This is a genomic window from Streptomyces sp. NPDC005303 (assembly GCF_040607335.1).
In the GTDB taxonomy this organism is placed as follows: domain Bacteria; phylum Actinomycetota; class Actinomycetes; order Streptomycetales; family Streptomycetaceae; genus Streptomyces.
On record NZ_JBEXGM010000004.1, the window covers coordinates 53,214 to 71,812 of the forward strand.

Consider the following 18,599-nt stretch of genomic DNA (forward strand, 5'->3'; position numbering starts at 1 on the left):
CCTTTCGGTAGGGGACGGGGCGGCCGGGCTCAGTCCTGGGCACGCCCCGTCGTGACACGGGCGATCATGAGGGCGACCAGGATGATTCCGCCGTAGATGGCCTGGATCCAGAAGGACGGCACCTGGGCGAGCGTGAGCAGGTTCTGTACGACGCCCAGCAGGAGGACGCCGGTCAGGGCACCGAACATGGTGCCCTTGCCGCCGTCGAGGCTGATGCCGCCGATCACCGCCGCCGCGAACACGGTGAAGATCATGTTCTGGCCCTGGTTGGCGCTGATCGCGCCGACATAACCGGTCTGCATGATGCCGCCGACGGAGGCGAGGACCCCGGCCACGACGAACACGCCGAGCATCACGCGCTCCACGCGGATCCCGGCGGCGCGGGCCGCGTCCGGGTTGCCGCCGATGGCGTACAGGGAGCGGCCGACGCGGTGGTACTTGAGGACGAGACCGGTGACGGCGAAGGCGACGGCGGCGAGCCACACGGACATCGGGATGGTGAGGAAGGTCGTGGTGGCCAGGGAGTAGAAGCTGTCCGGCATGCCGAAGAGGGTCTTGCCCTTGGTGGCGCCGACGAGCAGTCCGCGCAGCACGATCAGCATCGCGAGCGTCACGATGAACGCGTTGAGCTTGAACTTCACGACCAGGATGCCGTTGAAGGCGCCGACCACCGCGCCCACGACGAGGATCGCCAGCATGGCGAGGACGGCCGGGAACTCGGTCCCCCAGCCGGACTGCGCGGCGGGCAGGACGAGCAGGGCTCCCACGGCGGGCGCGATGCCGACCACCGACTCCAGGGAGAGGTCGAACTTGCCGGTGATCAGGACGAGCGACTCGGCCAGCACCACCATCGCGAGGGCGGCCGAGGCGCCGAGGATGGAGATCAGGTTGCGTTCGGTGAGGAACGAGTCGTTGACGAACGCGCCGAGCACCATGAGCAGCAACAGAGCGGGCACGAGGGCGAGTTCGCGGGCGCGGCGGAGCAGGACCGTCCGGGCCGCCCGTACCTCGGGCACCCGCGCCTGCTTCACCGGCGGAGCCTGGGTGTCAGCCATGGTGGTCCACTCCTTCGATGGAGGCGATCAGCTCGTGGTCGTTCCAGCCGGCCGGGTGCTCGGCGACCACGCGGCCGTGGAAGAGGACGAGGACGCGGTCGCAGCGGCGCAGGTCGTCGAGTTCGTCGGAGACGACGAGGACCGCGGTGCCGTCCTCACGGGCGGTGTCCACGCGGGAGAGCAGGGACTCCTTGGACTTCACGTCGACGCCCGCGGTGGGGTTGATGAGAACCAGCAGACGGGGGTCGGAGGCGAGGGCGCGCGCCATGACGACCTTCTGCGCGTTGCCGCCGGAGAGGTCGGAGACGGGCTGGTCGGGGCCCTCGGTGTGGATGTCGAGCCGGTCGATCAGCTCGGTGGCGAAGCCGCGCTTGCGGTCGGTGCCGACGAAGCCGTGGCGGCCGAGCCGGTCCAGGACGCTGAGGGTGGCGTTGTCGCCGATGGTCATCGCGAAGACCAGGCCCTGGGCGTGCCGGTCCCGAGGCACGAAGCCGACGCCGGCCTTCAAGGAGGCCTGCACATCGCCGAACGGCAGGGGCCTGCCGTCGAGTCGGGCCGTGCCGCTGGTCGGGGTGTGCAGCCCCGTGAAGGACTCGGCGAGCTCGATCTTGCCGCTGCCGCTGATGCCGGCGAGTCCGACGACCTCACCGCGGCGCACAGTGAGGTCGACGTCCTCGTAGGCGTCCGAGGTGAGGCCGCGGGCGTCGAGGAGGACGGGCGCGGTGTCCTCGACCTGCCTGAGCTGTACGGCCTGTTCGGCGACGGTCTCGCCGGCCATCGCCTCGATCAGGGACGTCCTGGGCATGCCGGCGACCGGGGCCGTGGTGATCCAGCGGGCGTCCCTGAGGACCGTCACCGTCTGGCACACCTCGTACACCTCCTGGAGGTGGTGCGAGATGAACAGGAAGGTGACACCGGAGTCCTGCAGCGAGCGCATCCTGCTGAAGAGCCGCTCGATCTCCCGTTTGTCGAGCTGAGCGGTCGGCTCGTCGAGGACGATGAAGCGGGCACCGAAGCTCAACGCCCGTGCGATCTCCACCATTTGACGGTCCTCGACCTTGAGGTCGGCGGTGCGCGCCTGCGGGTCGACGCCCACGTCCCAGGTGTCGAGGAGTTCGGCGGCCTCCTTGTGCAGCCTGCGCCAGCTGATGAGGCCCCTCTTCAGAGGCTGCCGGTTGATGAAGAGGTTCTCGGCGACCGTCAACTCGGGTACGACGGTGGGTTTCTGGTAGACGCAGGCGACCTTGCCGCGCCAGGCGTCCCGGTCGGTGAGCGGGGGCGCGGGCTCGCCGTCGAAGCGGACGGTGCCCTCGTCGGGGGCCTGGAGACCGGTGAGGATCGTCACGAGGGTGGACTTGCCCGCGCCGTTGCGGCCGACGAGGGCGTGGGACTCGCCGGGCAGGACGGTCAGGCGACCGTCGGCGAGGGCGGTCGTGGGGCCGTACCGCTTGACGATCCCCTGGGCTTCAACGAGTGGAGTGCTCATTTGACCGTGTTGCCCCACAGCTTGGGGTCGTCGACGTTGTCCTTGGTGACCAGGGGCGCGGGCAGCTGGTCCTCCAGGATGCCGCTCGACAGCTTGACGATCGTGGAGTCGTGGTCGGTCGGGCCGGGCTTGAAGGTCTTCCCCTCCATCGCCGCCTTGATGTAGTACATGCCGTACTTGGCGTACAGGTCGGCGGGCTGGGAGACGGTGGCGTCGATCTCGCCCTTGCGGATGGCGTCGAACTCCTGCGGGATGCCGTCGTTGGAGACGATGCGGATGTGGCCCGCCTGCCCGGCCTTCTTCAGCATGCCCTTGGACTTCAGGGTCTGCAGGGTCGGCGCGAGGTAGACGCCGCCGGCCTGCATGTAGATGCCCTTGATGTCGGGGTTGGCGTTCAGGAGGGTGCTCAGCTGGGAGGCGGCCGTGTCGGACTCCCACTTGGCGGGGATCTCCAGCACCTTGAGCTTCGGGAAGTTCTTCTTCACACAGGCCCGGAAGGCCTCGGAGCGGTCGCGGCCGTTGACGGAGGCCAGGTCGCCCATGATCTGCACCACCTTGCCCGAGGGGATCTGCTCCCCGAGGTACTGGCAGGCCTTCTCGCCGTACGACACGTTGTTCGCCCGTACGACCATGGCGACCTTGCCCTTGTCGGGGGCCACGTCGACGGCGACGACCGGGACGCCCTTGCGTTCGGCCTGGTCGAGGCCGGCCTCGATGGCCGCGCTGTCCAGCGGGGCGACGACCAGGCCCTTGACGCCCTGGTTGAGCTCGTTGTTGATGTCGGTGATCTGCTGGGAGGGGTCGCTGTTGGAGTTGACCGTCTTCAGCGTGTCCACCCCCTCGGACTTGGCCATCTTGGGCACGTAGTCGTTGTACGACTGCCAGAACGGCGAGGTCAGCAGCGGCAGGATCACGCCTACCTTGCCGCTCCCGTCGCCTCCCGCACTTCCGGCGCTGCCGGTGTCCTTGGTACTGCCGCACGCGGCGAGCACGAGCGAGGCGCTCGCGGCCGCGGCCACCGCACCGATGATCCGGATCCTGTTCCGCTTCCCCACTGTTCTACCGGGCATCTGGCGGCTCCTCGTTGAGCGTGATTCGCGTGGTCGAGCATGGGCGTGTTCGAGCAGATGACGGCATACTTATCAGACCACTCACCCTTGGCAATACCCTCTGGCGGCATATTTTCCCGTCTTCCGGCCATAGTGGTCGGACCACATCGACGGTTAGACTGCGGCGCACCCGGTGAGTGGCATCCGGTGAGTGGAGGAGTGGCGTGGACGAGACAGCCCCGCAGAAGGGCACCGTGACGCAGCGCGCCATCGAGCAGATCAAGGCGATGATCGGCGAGGGCCGCCTGGAGCCGGGCCAGCGGCTGCCGACCGAGCGTGATCTGGCGGTGCAGCTGGGCATCTCCCGCAGTTCGATGCGGGAGGCGATCCGCGCGCTGACGGTGCTGGGCGTCCTGGAGGCCCGGCACGGTTCGGGCATCTACGTCACCCAGCTGGAGGCCGGCGACCTGCTGGAGACCTTCGGTGTGGTCGCCGATCTGTCCCGGGGCCCGCAGTTGGTGGAGCTCCTGGAGGTGCGCCGCATCCTGGAGTCGACGGCGAGCGCGCTGGCCGCCGCCCGCATCACGCCCGATCAGCTGGCCGAGGTGGAGAAACACCTCACGGCGATGAACGCCACCGACGACCCGGAGGAGATCCTCGCCCACGACCTGGCCTTCCACCGGGAGATCGCGGTGGCGGCCGGGAACGACACGATGGCGGCGATCCTTGAGGGCCTGTCGTCCCGCACCTTCCGGGCCCGGGTCTGGCGCGGCTACCAGGAGGAGGGCGCGTTCGAACGCACCCGGCGCGAGCATGCCGCGATCCACCGCGCCCTGGTCGCGCACGACCCGGAGGCGGCCCGGGCCGCGGCGGCCGCGCATGTGGGCGAGGTGGAGGAGTGGCTGCGGGCACAGCTCGGGGCGTGACCCGGGGCAAGCCGACCGGCTGATGGCGGGCCGGCCAGGAAGAGGCGCTCGCCCTGTTCGGGCGCGGGCCGACGATCCACGCGTCGGTGGCCACCGGGTCGCCGACAACCCGGTGGCCGTCCGCTCCCTCAGACCTGAGACCTGTACAACCCGAACTCCGCCAGGTGTACGGCGCTTCGGGACCGTGTCACCCGCAGTCGCCACCTCCGGGCCCGCACCGGATCCGGCAGCAGCAGGATGCGGCTGGCGCCGATGGTGCCGGCGCCCGTGATCTGCGTCCAGGCGCCGTCGCGGAACGCCTCGACGACGAAGCCCTCCACCTGCTGACCGTGCCGGATGTCCTCCGCGAGGCGGATGCGGTCGACCTCCGTCTCGCGGCCCAGGTCCAGCGTCACGCGGTCCGGTGCCGTGGTCCTGCGGGCGCCCTGTGCCAGATCCCGGGGCAGCTCGCGGTCGACGCGCTCACGGAACTCACGCAGCCGGACGACGTCCGTGGCGTGCAGCAGGCCGTCGGTGTCCGGCGGGACGTTCAGCAGCAGCACCGCGTTGCGGCCCACCGATCCGAAGAAGATCTCCGTCAGGTAGTCGACGGACTTGGGCTGTTGGTCGGCGTGGTAGAACCAGCCGTCGCGGATGGAGACATCGCACTCGGCGGGCCACCACTGGAGGTAGTCCGTCGCGGGTTGCGCCTTCACCAGGGCGGTGCGACTGCCCTCGTCGGGGGTGTCGTACGACAGCGCCCAGTCGGTGCGGCCGTACTGGTTCTCCTTGACCGGGACGACGCTCCATTCGTCCTCGCGCGCGGTGCCGCTCTCGTTGCCGACCCAGCGCAGGTCGGGACCGGTGACGGCGATCGCCGCGTCCGGGGCGAGGGCCCGCACCAGGGTGTACCAGCTGTCCCAGTCGTAACTCTCCACCTTGTCGGGCGGGATGTGCCCCTGAGCGCCGTCGAACCACACCTCGTCGACGGGCCCGTACTCGGTGAGCACCTCGTACAGGGTGTTGAGCATGTGGGCGCCGTAGTCGGTCGCGGGGAGGGTGAAGAAGCGGTCCGGGTCGCGGTCGTCGCCCTCGACCAGGGTGGGGACGGTGCGCTCGGAGCGGGCGCTGCCGTTGGCGTAGACGCCGTGCAGGTACTGGTTCTCGTCGGCGGGCGAGAGGTAGACGCCGACCCCCAGGCCGTGCCGCCGCATGGAGTCGGCGAAGGAACGCAGCACGTCGCCCCGGCCTCCCCGCCAACTGCTCGATGCCACCGAGTGGTCGGTGTATCGGGAGGGGTAGAGGACGAAGCCGTCGTGGTGCTTGACGGTGAGGATGGCCAGCTTGAAGCCGCCGTCCTTCAGGGCCGCGGCCCACTGGTCGGTGTCGAGCCCGGTCGGCTGGAAGACGTCCGGGTCCTCGTCGCCGGTGCCCCACTCCAGGCCGGTGAAGGTGTTCACGCCGAAGTGCAGGAAGGCGGTCCGCTCCAGGCTCTGCCAGGCGATCTGCCGTGCGGTGGGCCGGACCTGGGAGGCCTTGCGGACGAGGTCGGCCTCGCTGTCGTCCGGCGAGACGGGGATGCGGTAGCGGTGGTCATCGTCCGAGGCCAGGGCCGAAGGACCCGGAATGCCGGTCACGGCAAGACCCGCGGCGGCGGTGACGAAGAGGCGTCTGGAGACGGTCATGGGGTGCTCCTCAACTCAAGTGCCAGACTGCGGGCATGCGTTGGTCGACCGGGTACTGCACGATCCGGTTGTCGTCCGTGACGGTGAGCGCCATCCGGGTGATCGCGTTGACGAGCCGGTAGCCGCCCGCCACGGGTTCCAGCACCCAGCGCTGCAAGGTGCCGGCCGCGTCGCAGGGGTCCCAGGTCGCCTCGACTCCGGGCTGCAGCGGCACGTTCAGGGTGAGCCTGCCTGCGCTGATCGCGAGGCACCCGGCCGTCGAGCGGAGGGTCACATAGCCGTCCGTCGTGCGCTGCACCGAGGCCGTGAAGGACCGTCCGAAGGTGTACGTCCCGTCCGGCACCGGCACCCGGGTCAGATCCCGCCGACCGGGCGCGTGCCCCACCGCCGTACCGCGTGCCACGAACTCGGCGTAGGTCGCGTCGGGATGCGGATCGCCCCAGGTGGCCTGGGCGATGTGCCGCAGTGCGGGCCAGAGCCGTACCGCGACCTCGTTTTCGGTCTCACCGCGACCGTTGTCCGGCCACAGGCTGATCTTCGCGCCCGTGACGCCCTGCGAGGAGGGCAGCTTCTCGCCCTCGAAGCTGCGCGGGTCCCAACTCTGGTCGTACAGCGACTCGGTGTCGCTGTGGAAGCCGCCGCGGATGAGGTAGAGCGAGTAGGCGGAGTTCATCACCGAGTACCCCTGCGCGATGAGCACGCTCGGCTTCACCGCCACGTTCAGCCAGTGCTCGACCGTGGTGTCGGTCTTCACGGGCACGGTGTTGGCGCCGGTCAGCCCGTCGTTCCAGATGCGCAGCCGCACGCCCTTGCGCGCCGCGTAGTCGTGGACGCGGTTGACGAAGTCGACGAAGGCGTCCTGCGGGGTGGCGTCCGAACCGTACTTCTCCTGGGCGTACTTGAGGATCTGCGGGTACTTGGCGAAGTCGGAGCCGAGCATGTACTCGTCGGCGCCCATGTGCCAGGACCTCGACGTGAAGACCTGGGCGTACTCGTCCATCAGGCTCGTGTAGTAGTCGAAGGCGGCCTGCTGGGTGATGTCGAGGCGTGCGGGCTGCTTGACTCCGTCGGAGTCGGTCAGCTGGAGGTCCGGACGGTTCTCGATCCACGGGTCCATGTGGCCGGGCGAGTTGATCTCGGGGATGATCTCGACGTGGTACTTGTCGCCGAGTGCGACGAGCTGCCGTATCTCGTCCTTGGTGTAGTAGCCCCAGGTGTCGGCCTCGGGGTGGGTGTCGCTCTTGACCTTCAGTTCCACGAGCAGCTGGTTGAGCTTGTGGTAGGCCATCTCGCGGACGAGGTTCTCCAGCCAGGGCAGGGAGATGTGGATGTAGCAGGCGCACACGCCGGCGCCCCGCTCCTTGTAGCGCGGCACGTCGACCGTGCGTCCGGCGGGGACGCGGTCGCCCTGGGCGAGGAGCTGGAGCAGGGTCCGGGTGCCGTAGAAGGCTCCGGTTTCGGTCGCCCCGGTGATCGACAGGCTTCTGCCGGCGTGGAGCTCGTAGCCCTCGGCGCCTAGGGAACTCCGGGTCGACTGAACGTCGACAACGATGTCACCAGTGCGGGCTCCGCCCCGTACGACGGGGACCGAGCCGTGTCCTGCCGCCCGCAGATCACCGGCCAGCGTGTCGGCGACCCGGCGTTCGGCGGGGTCGTCCGCGACCAGTCGCGCCCCGGGCCGATAGACGTACGCCCCCGCCTCCGGAGTCCACCGGGTCAGGGCAGGCACCGTGACCGGCGTCCCCTCCGCCGAGCGGGCGAGGGCCGGGACGGGTGCCAGGAGCAACGTCAGCAGCGCCACGACGGCGGCGAATCTCAGCCGTTTCCTCATGAGCGACTCCCTATTCATCGGATGGCTGATAATTGAGGTCACCAGAGGGGCTGTCAACGGGGCTGAACCGGACGAGAGTTGAGCCAGAGATCGGATGACCTGCTGGTCGGCGACCCTCACCCGGTCTCTCCCGTCGCGAAAAGTCCAAGAACACCGGTCCGAATGTCCAAGCGTGAGCGCTCTCGACGTGACGTCCGCCGCCGGGCAGAGTTCTCCCTACGTACTCGCGAGTAGCCCCGAGGAGCGCACGTGACCAGCTGGGTCGGCCGTACCGCCGCCGAGATCGCCGCCGCCGTCCGCGAGAAGCGGGCCACGCCCCGGGAGGTGGTGGCCGAGCACCTCGCCCGGATCGAGAAGCTCGACGGGCGGGTCGGAGCGTTCCGGCTGGTGCGGGCCGAGGCGGCGCTGGCGGAGGCCGACGAGGTGGGCTCCCGGGGCGACCTCGGTGAACTGCCCCTGGCCGGTGTGCCCGTGGCCGTCAAGGACAACCTCGCCGTGCGCGGCGAGACCAACCGTGTCGGCTCCACCGCGACCCCGGACACGCCCGCCGAGGCCGACCACGAGGTCGTGGCCCGGCTGCGGGCCGCGGGCGCGGTGGTCGTGGGGCTGACGAACGTGCCGGAGCTGTGCGTCTTCGGCACCACGGAGGGCGTGCACGGCACCTCCCGCAACCCATGGGACACCTCGCGCACGGCGGGCGGCTCGTCCGGGGGCAGCGCGGCCGCGGTCGCCGCGGGCCTGGTCCCTATCGCCCTCGGCAACGACGGTATGGGCTCCCTGCGCATCCCCGCCGCCAACTGCGGCCTCGTCACACTGAAGCCCGGGCCGGGGGTGGTGCCGGCCGGCATCAGCGACGGCGACTGGTTCGGCATGTCCGAGAACGGCCCTCTCGCGACCACGGTCGAGGACACCCGCCTGCTGCTTTCGGTCATCGCCGGCACCGGGTTCGCACGACGGGACGCGCCCGCCACACTCGACGTCGCGGTGTCCCTGCGCAGCCCTCTCGCCGGGGTCACGATCAGCGCGCCGTATACGAAAGCGGTCCGCGAGGCGGCCGGACTGCTGATCAAGGCGGGGCATCAGGTGCGGCGCGCCGACCCGCCGTACCCGCTGTCGTTGAGCGTCACTTCGCTGGCCACCTGGACGGCGGGCACCTCGGTCGACGCACAGGGGCTGGACCCGCGGCTGCTGGCCCGGCGCACCCGGGTGCACGCGGCGATCGGCCGACGCTTCGTCAAGGGGGTGCGGAAGGGGAAGGCCCGGCAGGAACTGCGCGAGCGCCTGGAGCCGTTCTTCGCCGAGCACGACGTCCTGTTGCTTCCGGCACTGGCCCGCCGCTCCCCCAAGGCCGAGGCCTGGCACGAGCGAGGCTGGCTGCGCAACGTCCTCGTCAACACCAACTACTCGCCCCTTACTCCGCCGTGGAACCTCACCGGCTGGCCGGCCATGTCGGTCCCGCTCGGCACCCTGCCCTCGGGCGCCCCCACCGCCGTACAACTGGTGGCCCGGCCGGGGTCGGAGACGGTGCTGCTGGAGGTCGCGGAGGAGCTGGAGCGGCGGCAGCCGTGGCGGCGGACGGCACCGCTCGACTGAGCTCCTAACCCTGGAGTGCCTTGTACATGATGTGCAGGCCGACCGGCCCGTGCCGGGGGTGTTCGAAGGCGTCCGGCACGGTGCCGAGGATGGTGAAGCCGAGCGAGGTCCACAGCCGCACGGCCGGGTTGGTCTCCACGACGGCGTTGAACACCATGCCCCGGTAGCCGTCCGCCGCGGCGGTGGCCAGGATGCGCTCGGCCAGGGCACGGCCGTAACCGCGGCCGCCCTGGTCGGGGTCGACCATGAAGCCGGCGTTGGCGATCCGGGCGGCCGGGCCGCCGTAGTTGGGGGTGACATAGGCCGAGGCGACGAGGGCGCCGGTCTCGTCCTCGACGACGTGGACGCGCTTGGCCGGGTGCATCCACAGGGCGCGCGCTGCTTCTTCGGAGGTGTCGGGGTCCCAGGCGTAGGTCTCGCCCGCGGCCACGATCCGGTGCCAGAACGGCCAGATCCGTGGCCAGTCGTCGGCCACGGCTTCTCTGATCAGCATGGGCGTGAGTCTCGCACGCCCATGCCGTCGGCGATCGCGAAGGTCCTGCGGTCAGTCCACGCTGGGCAGGATGTGGGGCTCGGCGAGGTCGTCCTCGTAGCCGGCGAGACGGATGGGGGCGGAGCGCGCCCACACGTCGAGGCTGCCGATGTCTCCGGGCCGTCGGCCCCCGCGCTCCGGGCGTTCCTTGGGGCGCTGTTCGCGATTCGTCTTCTCCGGTGTCACCGCGCACTCCTTATGTGTCGGGCTCACCCTCGGGACGTACCTGTCCAACCTACGGTCGGTGCCTGGACGTCCGCTCGGGTCTGGGTCGAGATCGGTTCGGACGCGGTGGCGCCGTGCAACTCAGGTGAGAGCAGGCCGTGGTGACCGGCTTGTCCCGGGACGGACCATGGGTGTGGGTGGGACCCCGTACTGCCGTCCGTCGGCTACAGATTAACCAGATGAGCAGGGGTCCGCTCGATAGGGGCTGAAAACAAGGTGTAACCATTGCAATTCACCTTGGCTTTTCTGGCTTCATTTCACCTGATTTGTCAGTTTATGCGCCTTTTCGAAGTCACTCGTTCGGCCTACGGCTCGCCCGGCCCTCCGAGCCGTCGAGGTCGCGCAGTTCAAGTCCCGTTGGCCGATTCGCAAGGCACCCATGATGTGCTGACCCACGACAACGGCCGGCCCGGCGGGAGGTCTGACGTATGGAACTGCGCAGTGTCGACGAGCTGATGGATCTGCTGCACGCCTGCGGCAGCGAACACGCCCTGCGGACCGCCGCACTGCTGCGCCGCAGCCGGCCCGCCGACAAGGAACTCCAGGTGGCGGGCCTGATGCTGGGTACCGGACAGGCGCCCGAGGTCTTCCGCACCCTGCTCGGCGAACGGGTCTACCGACTGGTGCGCCACCACGGCCCCGCCACCGACGGCGATCTGTTGCTCCTGGCGGGCGAGGAGAGTCTTTCGGCCCGGTTCGACGCCGGTGTCCTGGAGGACTGGCGTGCCGTCCTGGAACTGGTGGCGGCGCGCAACTCTCGCCTGGAGACTGTTGACTGACGGTCCGTCATGAGACGGTACGGCGATGACGTCGTCGTACGGACTGCACGGCAGGGCCGCCCTCGTGACCGGCGGCACCCGTGGGATCGGGCGCGAGGTCGCCCGGCAACTGGCCGACGCCGGCGCACTGGTGTGCGTCACGGCCAGGGACCGGGAGGACGTCAGGCGGGCCGCCGCCGAGCTCGGCGGCATCGGAATCGCGGGCAGCGTCGCCGACCCCGCCCATCCACCCGCCCTCGTGGAGCTCGCCCTGCGTGAGTTCGGCCGCCTCGACGTCGTGGTCAACAACGCGGCGACGAATCAGCCGTACGGCCCCCTCATGGAGGTCGATCCCGACGCGTGGCGCGAGGCCTTCACCGTCAATGTCGAGGCGCCGCTGCGACTCGTCCAGGCGGCATGGCGCGGGTGGATGCGGGAGCACGGCGGGTCGGTGATCAACGTCTGCACGGAGGGCGCCGGGCACGTGGGGCCGAACGTCGGCGCGTACGGCACCAGCAAGGCGGCGCTGCTTCACCTCACCCGGCAGCTGGCGGGCGAGCTGGCGCCCCGGGTGCGGGTGAACTCCGTCTCTCCCGGGCTCGTACGGACGGAGATGGCGCGGTTCGTGTGGGAGAAGGGGCCCGTCGAGCTGCCGTTGGGCCGGATCGGCGAGCCCGGGGACATCGCGCGGGCGGTGGTGTGGCTCGCGTCCGACGCGGCCGAGTGGATCACCGGGGCGGATCTGCTGGTGGACGGGGGCACGCGGGTGCGGGCGGCGCACCCGGGCGGGTACGCCGTGCACGACCGGCTGCGGTCGTACGCTCCGCCGCCCTCATGACGACGTCACGGGAACAGGGCGATGCCCATGAGGACGATCAGGCAGGCGAAGACGACGAGCGCGAGCATGCCCCAGCTCCAGGGGTGCCTGATCGGGTCGGATGCACCGCCCCGGGGCCGGTCCTCGGCGAGCTCGCGGACGACCGGCCGGTCGCTGGCGTAGAACTCCTCGTCGGTCGGGTAGTGGTTGCGCGGATCGTTGAAGGCGCGCGGATCGATGCTGTGTGGACGTGCCATGACAACTCCTCGCGGGGAACTCGCCCGGACCCCGGGTTCCCCGTCGGCGGCGGCCCACACGCCGGGCCGCCGGCCGGAGGTCAGGTCGTCCGCGGGCTCACCACTTGCCGGGCGCGTAGTCCTTCAGGAAGACCCCGTAGACGTCCTCGCCGTCCTCGCCCCGCACGATCGGGTCGTAGACGCGGGCCGCGCCGTCCACCAGGTCGAGCGGGGCGTGGAAGCCCTCCTCGGCGAGGCGGAGCTTGTCGAAGTGGGGGCGCTCGTCGGTGATCCAGCCGGTGTCGACGGAGGTCATGAGGATGCCGTCGGTCTGGAACATCTCCTGGGCGCTGGTCCGCGTGACCATGTTCATGGCGGCCTTGGCGGCGTTGGTGTTGGGGTGACCGGCGCCCTTGTAACCGCGGCCGAAGACACCCTCCATCGCCGAGACGTTCACCACGTAGGAGCGGCCGCTCCTGGCCTTCTTCGCGGCGTCGGCCATGGCCGGGCGCAGCGCGCTGATGAGGATGAAGGGTGCCGTGTAGTTGCACAGCTGGGTCTCGAGGAGCTCCACCGGGGAGATCTGCTCGATGGTCTGGACCCAGGTGTTGCTGTCGACGACGTCGGGGACGAGGCCGCCCGCGTCGATGGCGGTGCCGTCGAGGTGCCGGGCCACGCTGGCGTTGCCCGCGACCAGGGCGAGGTCGGCGACCTGCTGCGCGTCGAGGCCGGAGATCCCGGCCGGCAGGGAGGCGAGTCCGTCGACCGCGCCGGAGCCGAAGGCACCGATGACGTGGTGGGCGGGGAGCTCACCGGCGGGCAGCGGGGCGCTCTCGCCGTCGACCAGGGCGGCGTAGGCGGAGGGCAGCCGTCGTACGGTCTGCGTCGCGTTGTTGACGAGGATGTCGAGCGGGCCCGCCTCGGTGACCTGCTCGGCGAGGGCCACGGCCTGCGCCGGGTCCCGCAGGTCGATGCCGACGACCTCCAGGCGGTGGATCCAGTCCGCCGAGTCGTCCATGGCCTTGAAACGGCGGATGGCGTCCTTCGGGAAGCGCGTGGTGATCGTGGTGTGGGCGCCGTCGCGCAGCAGCCTCAGCGCGATGTACATGCCGATCTTGGCGCGGCCGCCGGTGAGCAGGGCGCGCTTGCCGCTGAGGTCGGCGCGGACGTCGCGCTTGGCGCGGTTCAGGGCGGCGCAGTCCGGACAGAGCTGGTGGTAGAAGTAGTCGACCTCGACGTACCGGGTCTTGCAGGTGTAGCAGGAGCGCGGGCGCTGGAGTATCCCCGCGACCCTGCCCTCCTCGGTGACCGACGACGGCAGGATGCCCTCGGTCTCGTCGTCGATGCGCTGGGCGGAGCCGGTCGCCGTGGCCTCCGTGACCGCCTTGTCGTGGGCGGTCTTGGCGGCCCGGCGCTCCTGCCTGCGGCGCTGCTTCACGGTGCGGTAGATCCCGGCGGTGGCCCGGCGCACGGCGATCGCGTCGGGGTGGTCGACGTCCAGCTTGTCGAGCTCGTCGAGCACGCTGAGGCAGACGGCCAGCCGCTCCGGGTCGATGCCGGGGCCGTGCACGACCTCGTCACCGGGCGCGCGCACGACCTCGTCCATGGTCGTCGCCGAGCCGTCCTCTGTCACCGTCATCGCGCTGCCGTTTCCCTGGTCACCCGTGCGGCCCTGGCCGCGTCCGCTGGTCGAACGCGGAATTTTACTTCAGTGCCGGGCCCGGCCCGCAATCCGGAAACGATCAAGAGCCGCAGGCGGTCAGCAGCTCCTTCACCTCCTCGGTCAGCGCCCGGGCGAACCTGTCCAGGTCAGGCACCGCTTCCGCGTCGGCGACGAGGCCGTAGTGGACCTGCCCCCGGTATGTCGAGATGGCGACCGCGAGGGACTGGCCGCGGGCCAGCGGGGCGAAGGGGTACACCTCGGTCACCGGGTTGCCGCCGAGCTTCAGGCCGATGCTGGGCAGCGGCACGCTGGTGACGAGGATGTCGAACCAGAACCGGGCGCCCTGACCGGCCAGGGGCCCGCCGAGACGGTGGCCCAGGGCCGGGACGTGGTCGGCGAGCAGGGCGACGGCGCCCGCGCCGCGGTGGGGACCGGCGTCCTTCTTGCGGTCCATGGCCGACCGGACCGTGTCCAGGCGGCCCAGCGGGTCGGGATCGTCGACCGGGAGCCGCACCAGGTATCCGGAGAGCCGGTTGCCCTGAGGGTGCGCGGTGCGCGGACGGCGCCTGGAGACCGGGATCAGGGCGCGGGGCGCCACGCCCTCGCTGCCGTCGCCGCGCTCGTCCAGCCAGCGGCGCAGGGCGCCCGCGACGACCGCGATCAGGACGTCGTTGACGGTGCCGCCCCGGCTCTTGCGGACCCGGTGCACATCGTCGAGGTCGACGACGACTCCGGCGGTGCGCCGGGTACCGCTCGGCTCGGAGGTCAGGGCGGCGGAGGAGCGCACGCCCACGGAGGACAGCGCGACGGAGGCACCGATGTCGAGGGCGCGGCCCAGGTCGGAGACGGCACCCCGCAGCAGATCGGGCAGTCTGCGCACATCGGGGAGCAGGCTCTTCGCGGGCTCCTCGGGGCGTGGCTTACGGGTGGGCAGGTCCATCGGGTCCAGTACGGCGGCGGCGAGCGTCAGGGCCCGCAGTCCGTCGGCCAGGGCGTGGTGGAACTTGAAGAGCACGGCGAAGGAGACGCCGTCCTCCCCCGGCAGCACATGCGCCTCCCACGGCGGCCGCTCACGGTCCAGCGGCCGCTGCATGAGCCGGCCGGCCTCGGTGTGGAAGTCCGCGGTCGGGGCGTGCAGCAGGACGTGCCGCAGCGGGTCGAAGTCGGGGTCCGGGACGCGGGCGGCGCCTCCGAAGGCGTACGGGAAGCCGAGCGGCCACACGTCCCGGATCCGCATCCGCAGCCCGGGTACGGCGGCGGCGCGGCCCGCGAGCAGGTCGGCCGCGTGGGCACCGGCGGTGGGTGAGTGCGCCGTGAAGACGCCGAGCGCTCCCAGATGCATCGGGTGCTCGGCGGATTCCATGTTCCAGAACGCCAGGTCGAGAGGGGCCAGCAGGTCAGAAGTCAATGGCTTGCCTCGCGTCGACAACGGGTGGGCCAGCAGTCAATCGCTACTCAGCGATTACGGTCAAGTACGATCAAGCTACGCTCAGTTAACAGCAGATTAAGTCCCGCCCCCGGAGAAAGGGGCGGGACACATGGTGCGGATGGGGCATCCGTGGGTGATCAACACCCTGCCGGGGTCGCCCGGGACGCATCCCGGACGATGGCCTGGTGTGCGGCCCTGACCCGCTCGACGTCCGGTTTCAGGACCCGCCGGTCATAGGTGAGCAGCCCGTTCAGCTCACCCTCGACGTCCGAGATCTGGGTGTAGACGGCCGCGTTGCCGCCCCGGCAGGCAAGGGCCCGCACCTCGTCGAGCTTGACCAGATAGTCGTCGGTGTAGGTCGCCGGGTCGACGTCGACGTAGGACTGCTGTACCGACCAGGCGTGTCCGGGGACCGCCAGGCCGAGGCCGCCGTACTCCCCGCTGACCAGGGCACGTCTGCCGTCCGGGTGGGGCGGCAGGGCGGGGCTGGGATAGCCGTGCTCGTCCATGATGTCGCCGGCGTCGCCGTCGGCGCCGAGGTTGAGGCCCGACTGGTTGTTCACCAGGCGGGTCGGGTCCCAGGCCTTGGCCTGCTCGGCGATCCGGCCGACGTCGTACTGTCCCCAGCCCTCGTTGAAGGTCACCCACATGACGACCGACGGACTGCTGATGTGTTCGTCGATCATCTGTTTCATCTCGCGCTCGTACTCCGCGCGGGCGGCGGGGCTCGGATTCACCCCCGCGGTCATCGCGGGCATGTCCTGCCACACCATCAGCCCCAGCCGGTCGGCCCAGTAGAACCAGCGGTCGGGCTCGACCTTGATGTGCTTGCGTACGGCGTTGAAGCCGAGCTGCTTGTGCACCTTCAGGTCGTACGCGAGGGCCTCGTCGGTCGGTGCGGTGTGCAGGCCGTCGGGCCAGAAGCCCTGGTCGAGGGTGGCCATCATGAAGACGGGCTCACCGTTGAGGACCGTGCGCGGGGTGCCGTTCACGTTCTCGACGGCGATGGAGCGCATCCCGAAGTAGCTGCCCACATGGTCGGCTCCCACGGTCACCTTCAGGCCGTACAGGTACGGGTCGTCCGGCGACCACAGGCGCGGCTCGTCGATGGTCAGGGTGAGCGGCCCACCGGTCCGGCCGTGGGCCGTGGCGACCTTACGCTTTCCGGCGTACGCCGTCGCCGTGACCGGTAGGCCGTCGCGGACGCCCTGTGCCTCGACCGTCAGCCGGCCTGCGGAGACGTCGGGGGTCAGCTTGAGGGAGTCGACGTGGTCACGGGCGACCGGCTCCATCCAGACGGTCTGCCAGATGCCGGAGGACGGGGTGTACCAGATGCCGCTCGGGTCGAGGCGCTGCTTGCCGAGGGGCGGGTTCTCCCCGTCGGCCGCGTCGGTGGGGTCGTACACGCCGACGATCAGTTCCTGGGTGCGGCCGGGTTTCAGGGCGTCGGTGATGTCGGCGCTGAACTTGTCGTAGCCGCCGGTGTGTTCGGCCACCCTGGTCCCGTTGACGTACACCTCGGACCGCCAGTCGACCGCCCCGAAGTTGAGCCGCAGGCGCTTGCCGGAGCCGATGTGCCAGTCGGCCGGGACGGTGAAGGTGCGGCGGTACCACATGCGGTCCTCGTGCCGTTCCAGGCCGGAGAGCTGGGACTCCACGGGGTAGGGGACGAGGATGCGCTCGGCCAGGTTCCTGCCGACCGGCGGCTGTTCGCCCGGCCCGGCGGCGGCGAACTGCCAGCGCCCGTTGAGGTTCTGCCACGCGTCACGGGTCAACTGCGGGCGCGGGTACTCGGGATGGGCGTTGCCGGGGCCCACCTCGTCGGCCCATTTGGTGCGCAGCTCGTACGTCGAGTGGTTGGGGCCGCTGCTCCAGAAGGCGTTGACAACGTTGCCGTCCGCGCTGGTGAGCCCGCCTTCGCCGTCGTAGCGGAGGTCGGCGGTGCCGCGCGCGGTGCCGGTCCTCTTGCCCACGACGGGTTCCGCGAGGGCGACGAGAAGCGCTCGGGGGTCCCGCGGGTCCTGTTTCGCCGCGCCCAGGGGCCACTTGGCGCCGCCGATCACCGCCTGGAGGTGGCCGGTGAGGCCGGCCGGGGGTGCGGCGAGCGGCTGGGCGAAGTCGAGCCTCAGGGTGCGGCCGGTGCCGAGGACGGTGGTCGCGATCGGTCCGTCGTAGTCGTAGCCCTCGGGGAGCCGGAACGCCGTCTGCGGGACCGCTTCCTTGCCGCCACCGGGCCGGACCCAGCGCAGGTGGAGGTTGGAGCCGCCGTAGTGCTCGAAGTACTCGACCTTGATGTCATAGGACTGTCCGGCGGTCAACTCGACGGGCTGCGCGCTCTGTTCACGGTCCCAGTCGTCGACCCAGTGGTCGATGAGGAGCTGCCCGCCGATCCACAGGCGGAAGCCGTTGTCTCCGGTGACGGAGAAGGTGTGGGGGCCGGACGCCGTCGGGACGAGCCTGCCGGTCCAGCGGACGCTGACGTCGTCCGAGCGGCCGGTCGCGGCGGCGAGCCGGGGTTCCAGGTTGTCGAAGTCGAGGTTCGGGTCGAAGGTGGTGGCCTTGAGCTCGTGGAAGTCGAAGGCGCCGGGGGCGGACTGGGTCCAGTACTCGCCCTTGAGTCCGCGGGCCTCGACGGGGTCGTCGGCCAGGGCGGGTGTCGCGGTCAGACCGGCGAGCCCGAGCAGGGCGGCGAACAGTAACGCCAGTCGGCCTCTGAGGCGGGTGAGGTGCCTGCTGTGCATGGAAGCCTCCATAACAACGTTGTCATGGGCAGGAGTTGGCATGACAACACGGATTCCGGCTTCCGTCCAGGGACATGACAACCCGGTCGGCGGTTGCCGTCGACGCGCCGCACGCGGACGTCGACGTGCCGCACGCGGACAAGGGGCAGCCGCGGGCGGACAATGGGAACAAGACCCTCCCCTGCCGGAAGAAGGCGACGGAGATGCCGAAGGTTTCCCGCGACACGACCACCCAGGGCGGCGACTACGGGGCCGTCGTCGACCGCTCCGAGGAGTTCGGCGACTACACGGTCGACTTCCTGACCTTCCGCGAGGACGTCGACCACCGGCCCCTGCTCAAGGGGCTGCCTGACGACCGCTGCCAGTGCCCGCACTGGGGCTACGTCTTCAGGGGCGAACTCACCTTCCACTACGCGGACCACGACGAGGTGTACCACCAGGGCGACGCGTTCTACGCCCCCGCGGGACATGTACCGGTCCACACCGAGCCGGGCAGCGAATACCTCCAGATCAGCCCCTCCGACGAGCTGCGCCGGACCAGCGAGGTGATCATGAAGAACTACCAGTCCCTGCGCGAACAGGGCTGAACCGACC

At 70.4% G+C, this 18,599-nt stretch carries 16 protein-coding genes; 5 read left to right on the forward strand and 11 right to left on the reverse strand.

All coding sequences use genetic code 11. From position 1 onward, the window contains the following. Window positions 1-29: 29 nt before the first annotated feature. Genes ABZT93_RS08440 through ABZT93_RS08450 form a run of 3 tightly spaced genes read right to left on the reverse strand, consistent with a single transcriptional unit; the run spans window position 30 to window position 3,611 of the window. Complete coding sequence (locus ABZT93_RS08440; protein ID WP_356100835.1) at window positions 30-1,055, reverse strand: ABC transporter permease; 1,026 nt, start codon at window positions 1,053-1,055, stop codon at window positions 30-32. Next, complete coding sequence (locus tag ABZT93_RS08445; RefSeq protein WP_356100837.1) at window positions 1,048-2,541, reverse strand: sugar ABC transporter ATP-binding protein; 1,494 nt, start codon at window positions 2,539-2,541, stop codon at window positions 1,048-1,050. The genes ABZT93_RS08440 and ABZT93_RS08445 overlap by 8 nt, the downstream gene beginning before the upstream one ends. Next, window positions 2,538-3,611, reverse strand: coding sequence for a sugar ABC transporter substrate-binding protein (locus tag ABZT93_RS08450; RefSeq protein ID WP_356100840.1), 1,074 nt, complete (start codon window positions 3,609-3,611; stop codon window positions 2,538-2,540). The genes ABZT93_RS08445 and ABZT93_RS08450 overlap by 4 nt, the downstream gene beginning before the upstream one ends. A 203-nt stretch (window positions 3,612-3,814) precedes the next feature. Here ABZT93_RS08450 and ABZT93_RS08455 point away from each other — a divergent pair, with 203 nt between their 5' ends. Beyond that, the gene (locus ABZT93_RS08455) at window positions 3,815-4,516 is read left to right on the forward strand and encodes a FadR/GntR family transcriptional regulator (RefSeq protein WP_356100842.1); all 702 of its coding nucleotides are present in this window, start codon (window positions 3,815-3,817) and stop codon (window positions 4,514-4,516) included. Window positions 4,517-4,644: 128 nt separating this feature from the next. Here the strand turns inward: ABZT93_RS08455 and ABZT93_RS08460 are convergent, their stop codons facing one another. Both ABZT93_RS08460 and ABZT93_RS08465 read right to left on the reverse strand, forming a co-directional pair. Beyond that, window positions 4,645-6,180 (reverse strand): alpha-L-fucosidase, encoded by a 1,536-nt coding sequence (locus ABZT93_RS08460; protein ID WP_356100844.1) that lies wholly within the window; start codon window positions 6,178-6,180, stop codon window positions 4,645-4,647. 10 nt (window positions 6,181-6,190) lie between these two features. Continuing rightward, the gene (locus tag ABZT93_RS08465; protein ID WP_356100846.1) at window positions 6,191-8,011 is read right to left on the reverse strand and encodes a family 20 glycosylhydrolase; all 1,821 of its coding nucleotides are present in this window, start codon (window positions 8,009-8,011) and stop codon (window positions 6,191-6,193) included. A gap of 249 nt (window positions 8,012-8,260) precedes the next feature. Here ABZT93_RS08465 and ABZT93_RS08470 point away from each other — a divergent pair, with 249 nt between their 5' ends. Then, a complete protein-coding gene (locus ABZT93_RS08470; RefSeq protein WP_356100848.1) occupies window positions 8,261-9,604 on the forward strand; it encodes an amidase family protein in 1,344 nt (447 codons plus the stop codon). Window positions 9,605-9,608: 4 nt separating this feature from the next. On the opposite strand, the gene ABZT93_RS08475 is transcribed toward ABZT93_RS08470, so the two are convergent. Continuing rightward, entirely contained in the window at window positions 9,609-10,097 is a 489-nt protein-coding gene (locus ABZT93_RS08475) for a GNAT family N-acetyltransferase (protein ID WP_356100851.1), read from the reverse strand. 51 nt (window positions 10,098-10,148) lie between these two features. Then, a complete protein-coding gene (locus ABZT93_RS08480) occupies window positions 10,149-10,322 on the reverse strand; it encodes a hypothetical protein (protein ID WP_356100854.1) in 174 nt (57 codons plus the stop codon). Window positions 10,323-10,789: 467 nt separating this feature from the next. Here ABZT93_RS08480 and ABZT93_RS08485 point away from each other — a divergent pair, with 467 nt between their 5' ends. Both ABZT93_RS08485 and ABZT93_RS08490 read left to right on the forward strand, forming a co-directional pair. Next, window positions 10,790-11,140, forward strand: coding sequence for a hypothetical protein (locus tag ABZT93_RS08485; protein WP_356100857.1), 351 nt, complete (start codon window positions 10,790-10,792; stop codon window positions 11,138-11,140). 25 nt (window positions 11,141-11,165) lie between these two features. After that, entirely contained in the window at window positions 11,166-11,957 is a 792-nt protein-coding gene (locus ABZT93_RS08490; protein WP_356100860.1) for an SDR family oxidoreductase, read from the forward strand. Between the two features lie 5 nt (window positions 11,958-11,962). Here the strand turns inward: ABZT93_RS08490 and ABZT93_RS08495 are convergent, their stop codons facing one another. The 4 genes from ABZT93_RS08495 to ABZT93_RS08510 all read right to left on the reverse strand — a co-directional run bounded on the left by ABZT93_RS08495 (window position 11,963) and on the right by ABZT93_RS08510 (window position 18,005). Further along, window positions 11,963-12,193 (reverse strand): hypothetical protein, encoded by a 231-nt coding sequence (locus ABZT93_RS08495; protein ID WP_356100862.1) that lies wholly within the window; start codon window positions 12,191-12,193, stop codon window positions 11,963-11,965. Between the two features lie 97 nt (window positions 12,194-12,290). Further along, window positions 12,291-13,811 (reverse strand): SDR family NAD(P)-dependent oxidoreductase, encoded by a 1,521-nt coding sequence (locus ABZT93_RS08500; RefSeq protein ID WP_356100865.1) that lies wholly within the window; start codon window positions 13,809-13,811, stop codon window positions 12,291-12,293. Window positions 13,812-13,914: 103 nt separating this feature from the next. Next, window positions 13,915-15,243, reverse strand: a complete 1,329-nt coding sequence (locus tag ABZT93_RS08505) for a wax ester/triacylglycerol synthase family O-acyltransferase (protein ID WP_356100868.1) — start codon at window positions 15,241-15,243, stop codon at window positions 13,915-13,917. A 158-nt stretch (window positions 15,244-15,401) separates the two neighbouring features. Beyond that, on the reverse strand, window positions 15,402-18,005 hold the full coding sequence (locus tag ABZT93_RS08510) for a PA14 domain-containing protein (RefSeq protein ID WP_356100870.1): 2,604 nt from the start codon (window positions 18,003-18,005) through the stop codon (window positions 15,402-15,404). 74 nt (window positions 18,006-18,079) lie between these two features. Here ABZT93_RS08510 and ABZT93_RS08515 point away from each other — a divergent pair, with 74 nt between their 5' ends. After that, a complete protein-coding gene (locus tag ABZT93_RS08515) occupies window positions 18,080-18,592 on the forward strand; it encodes a hypothetical protein (protein WP_356100872.1) in 513 nt (170 codons plus the stop codon). Window positions 18,593-18,599: the final 7 nt, after the last annotated feature.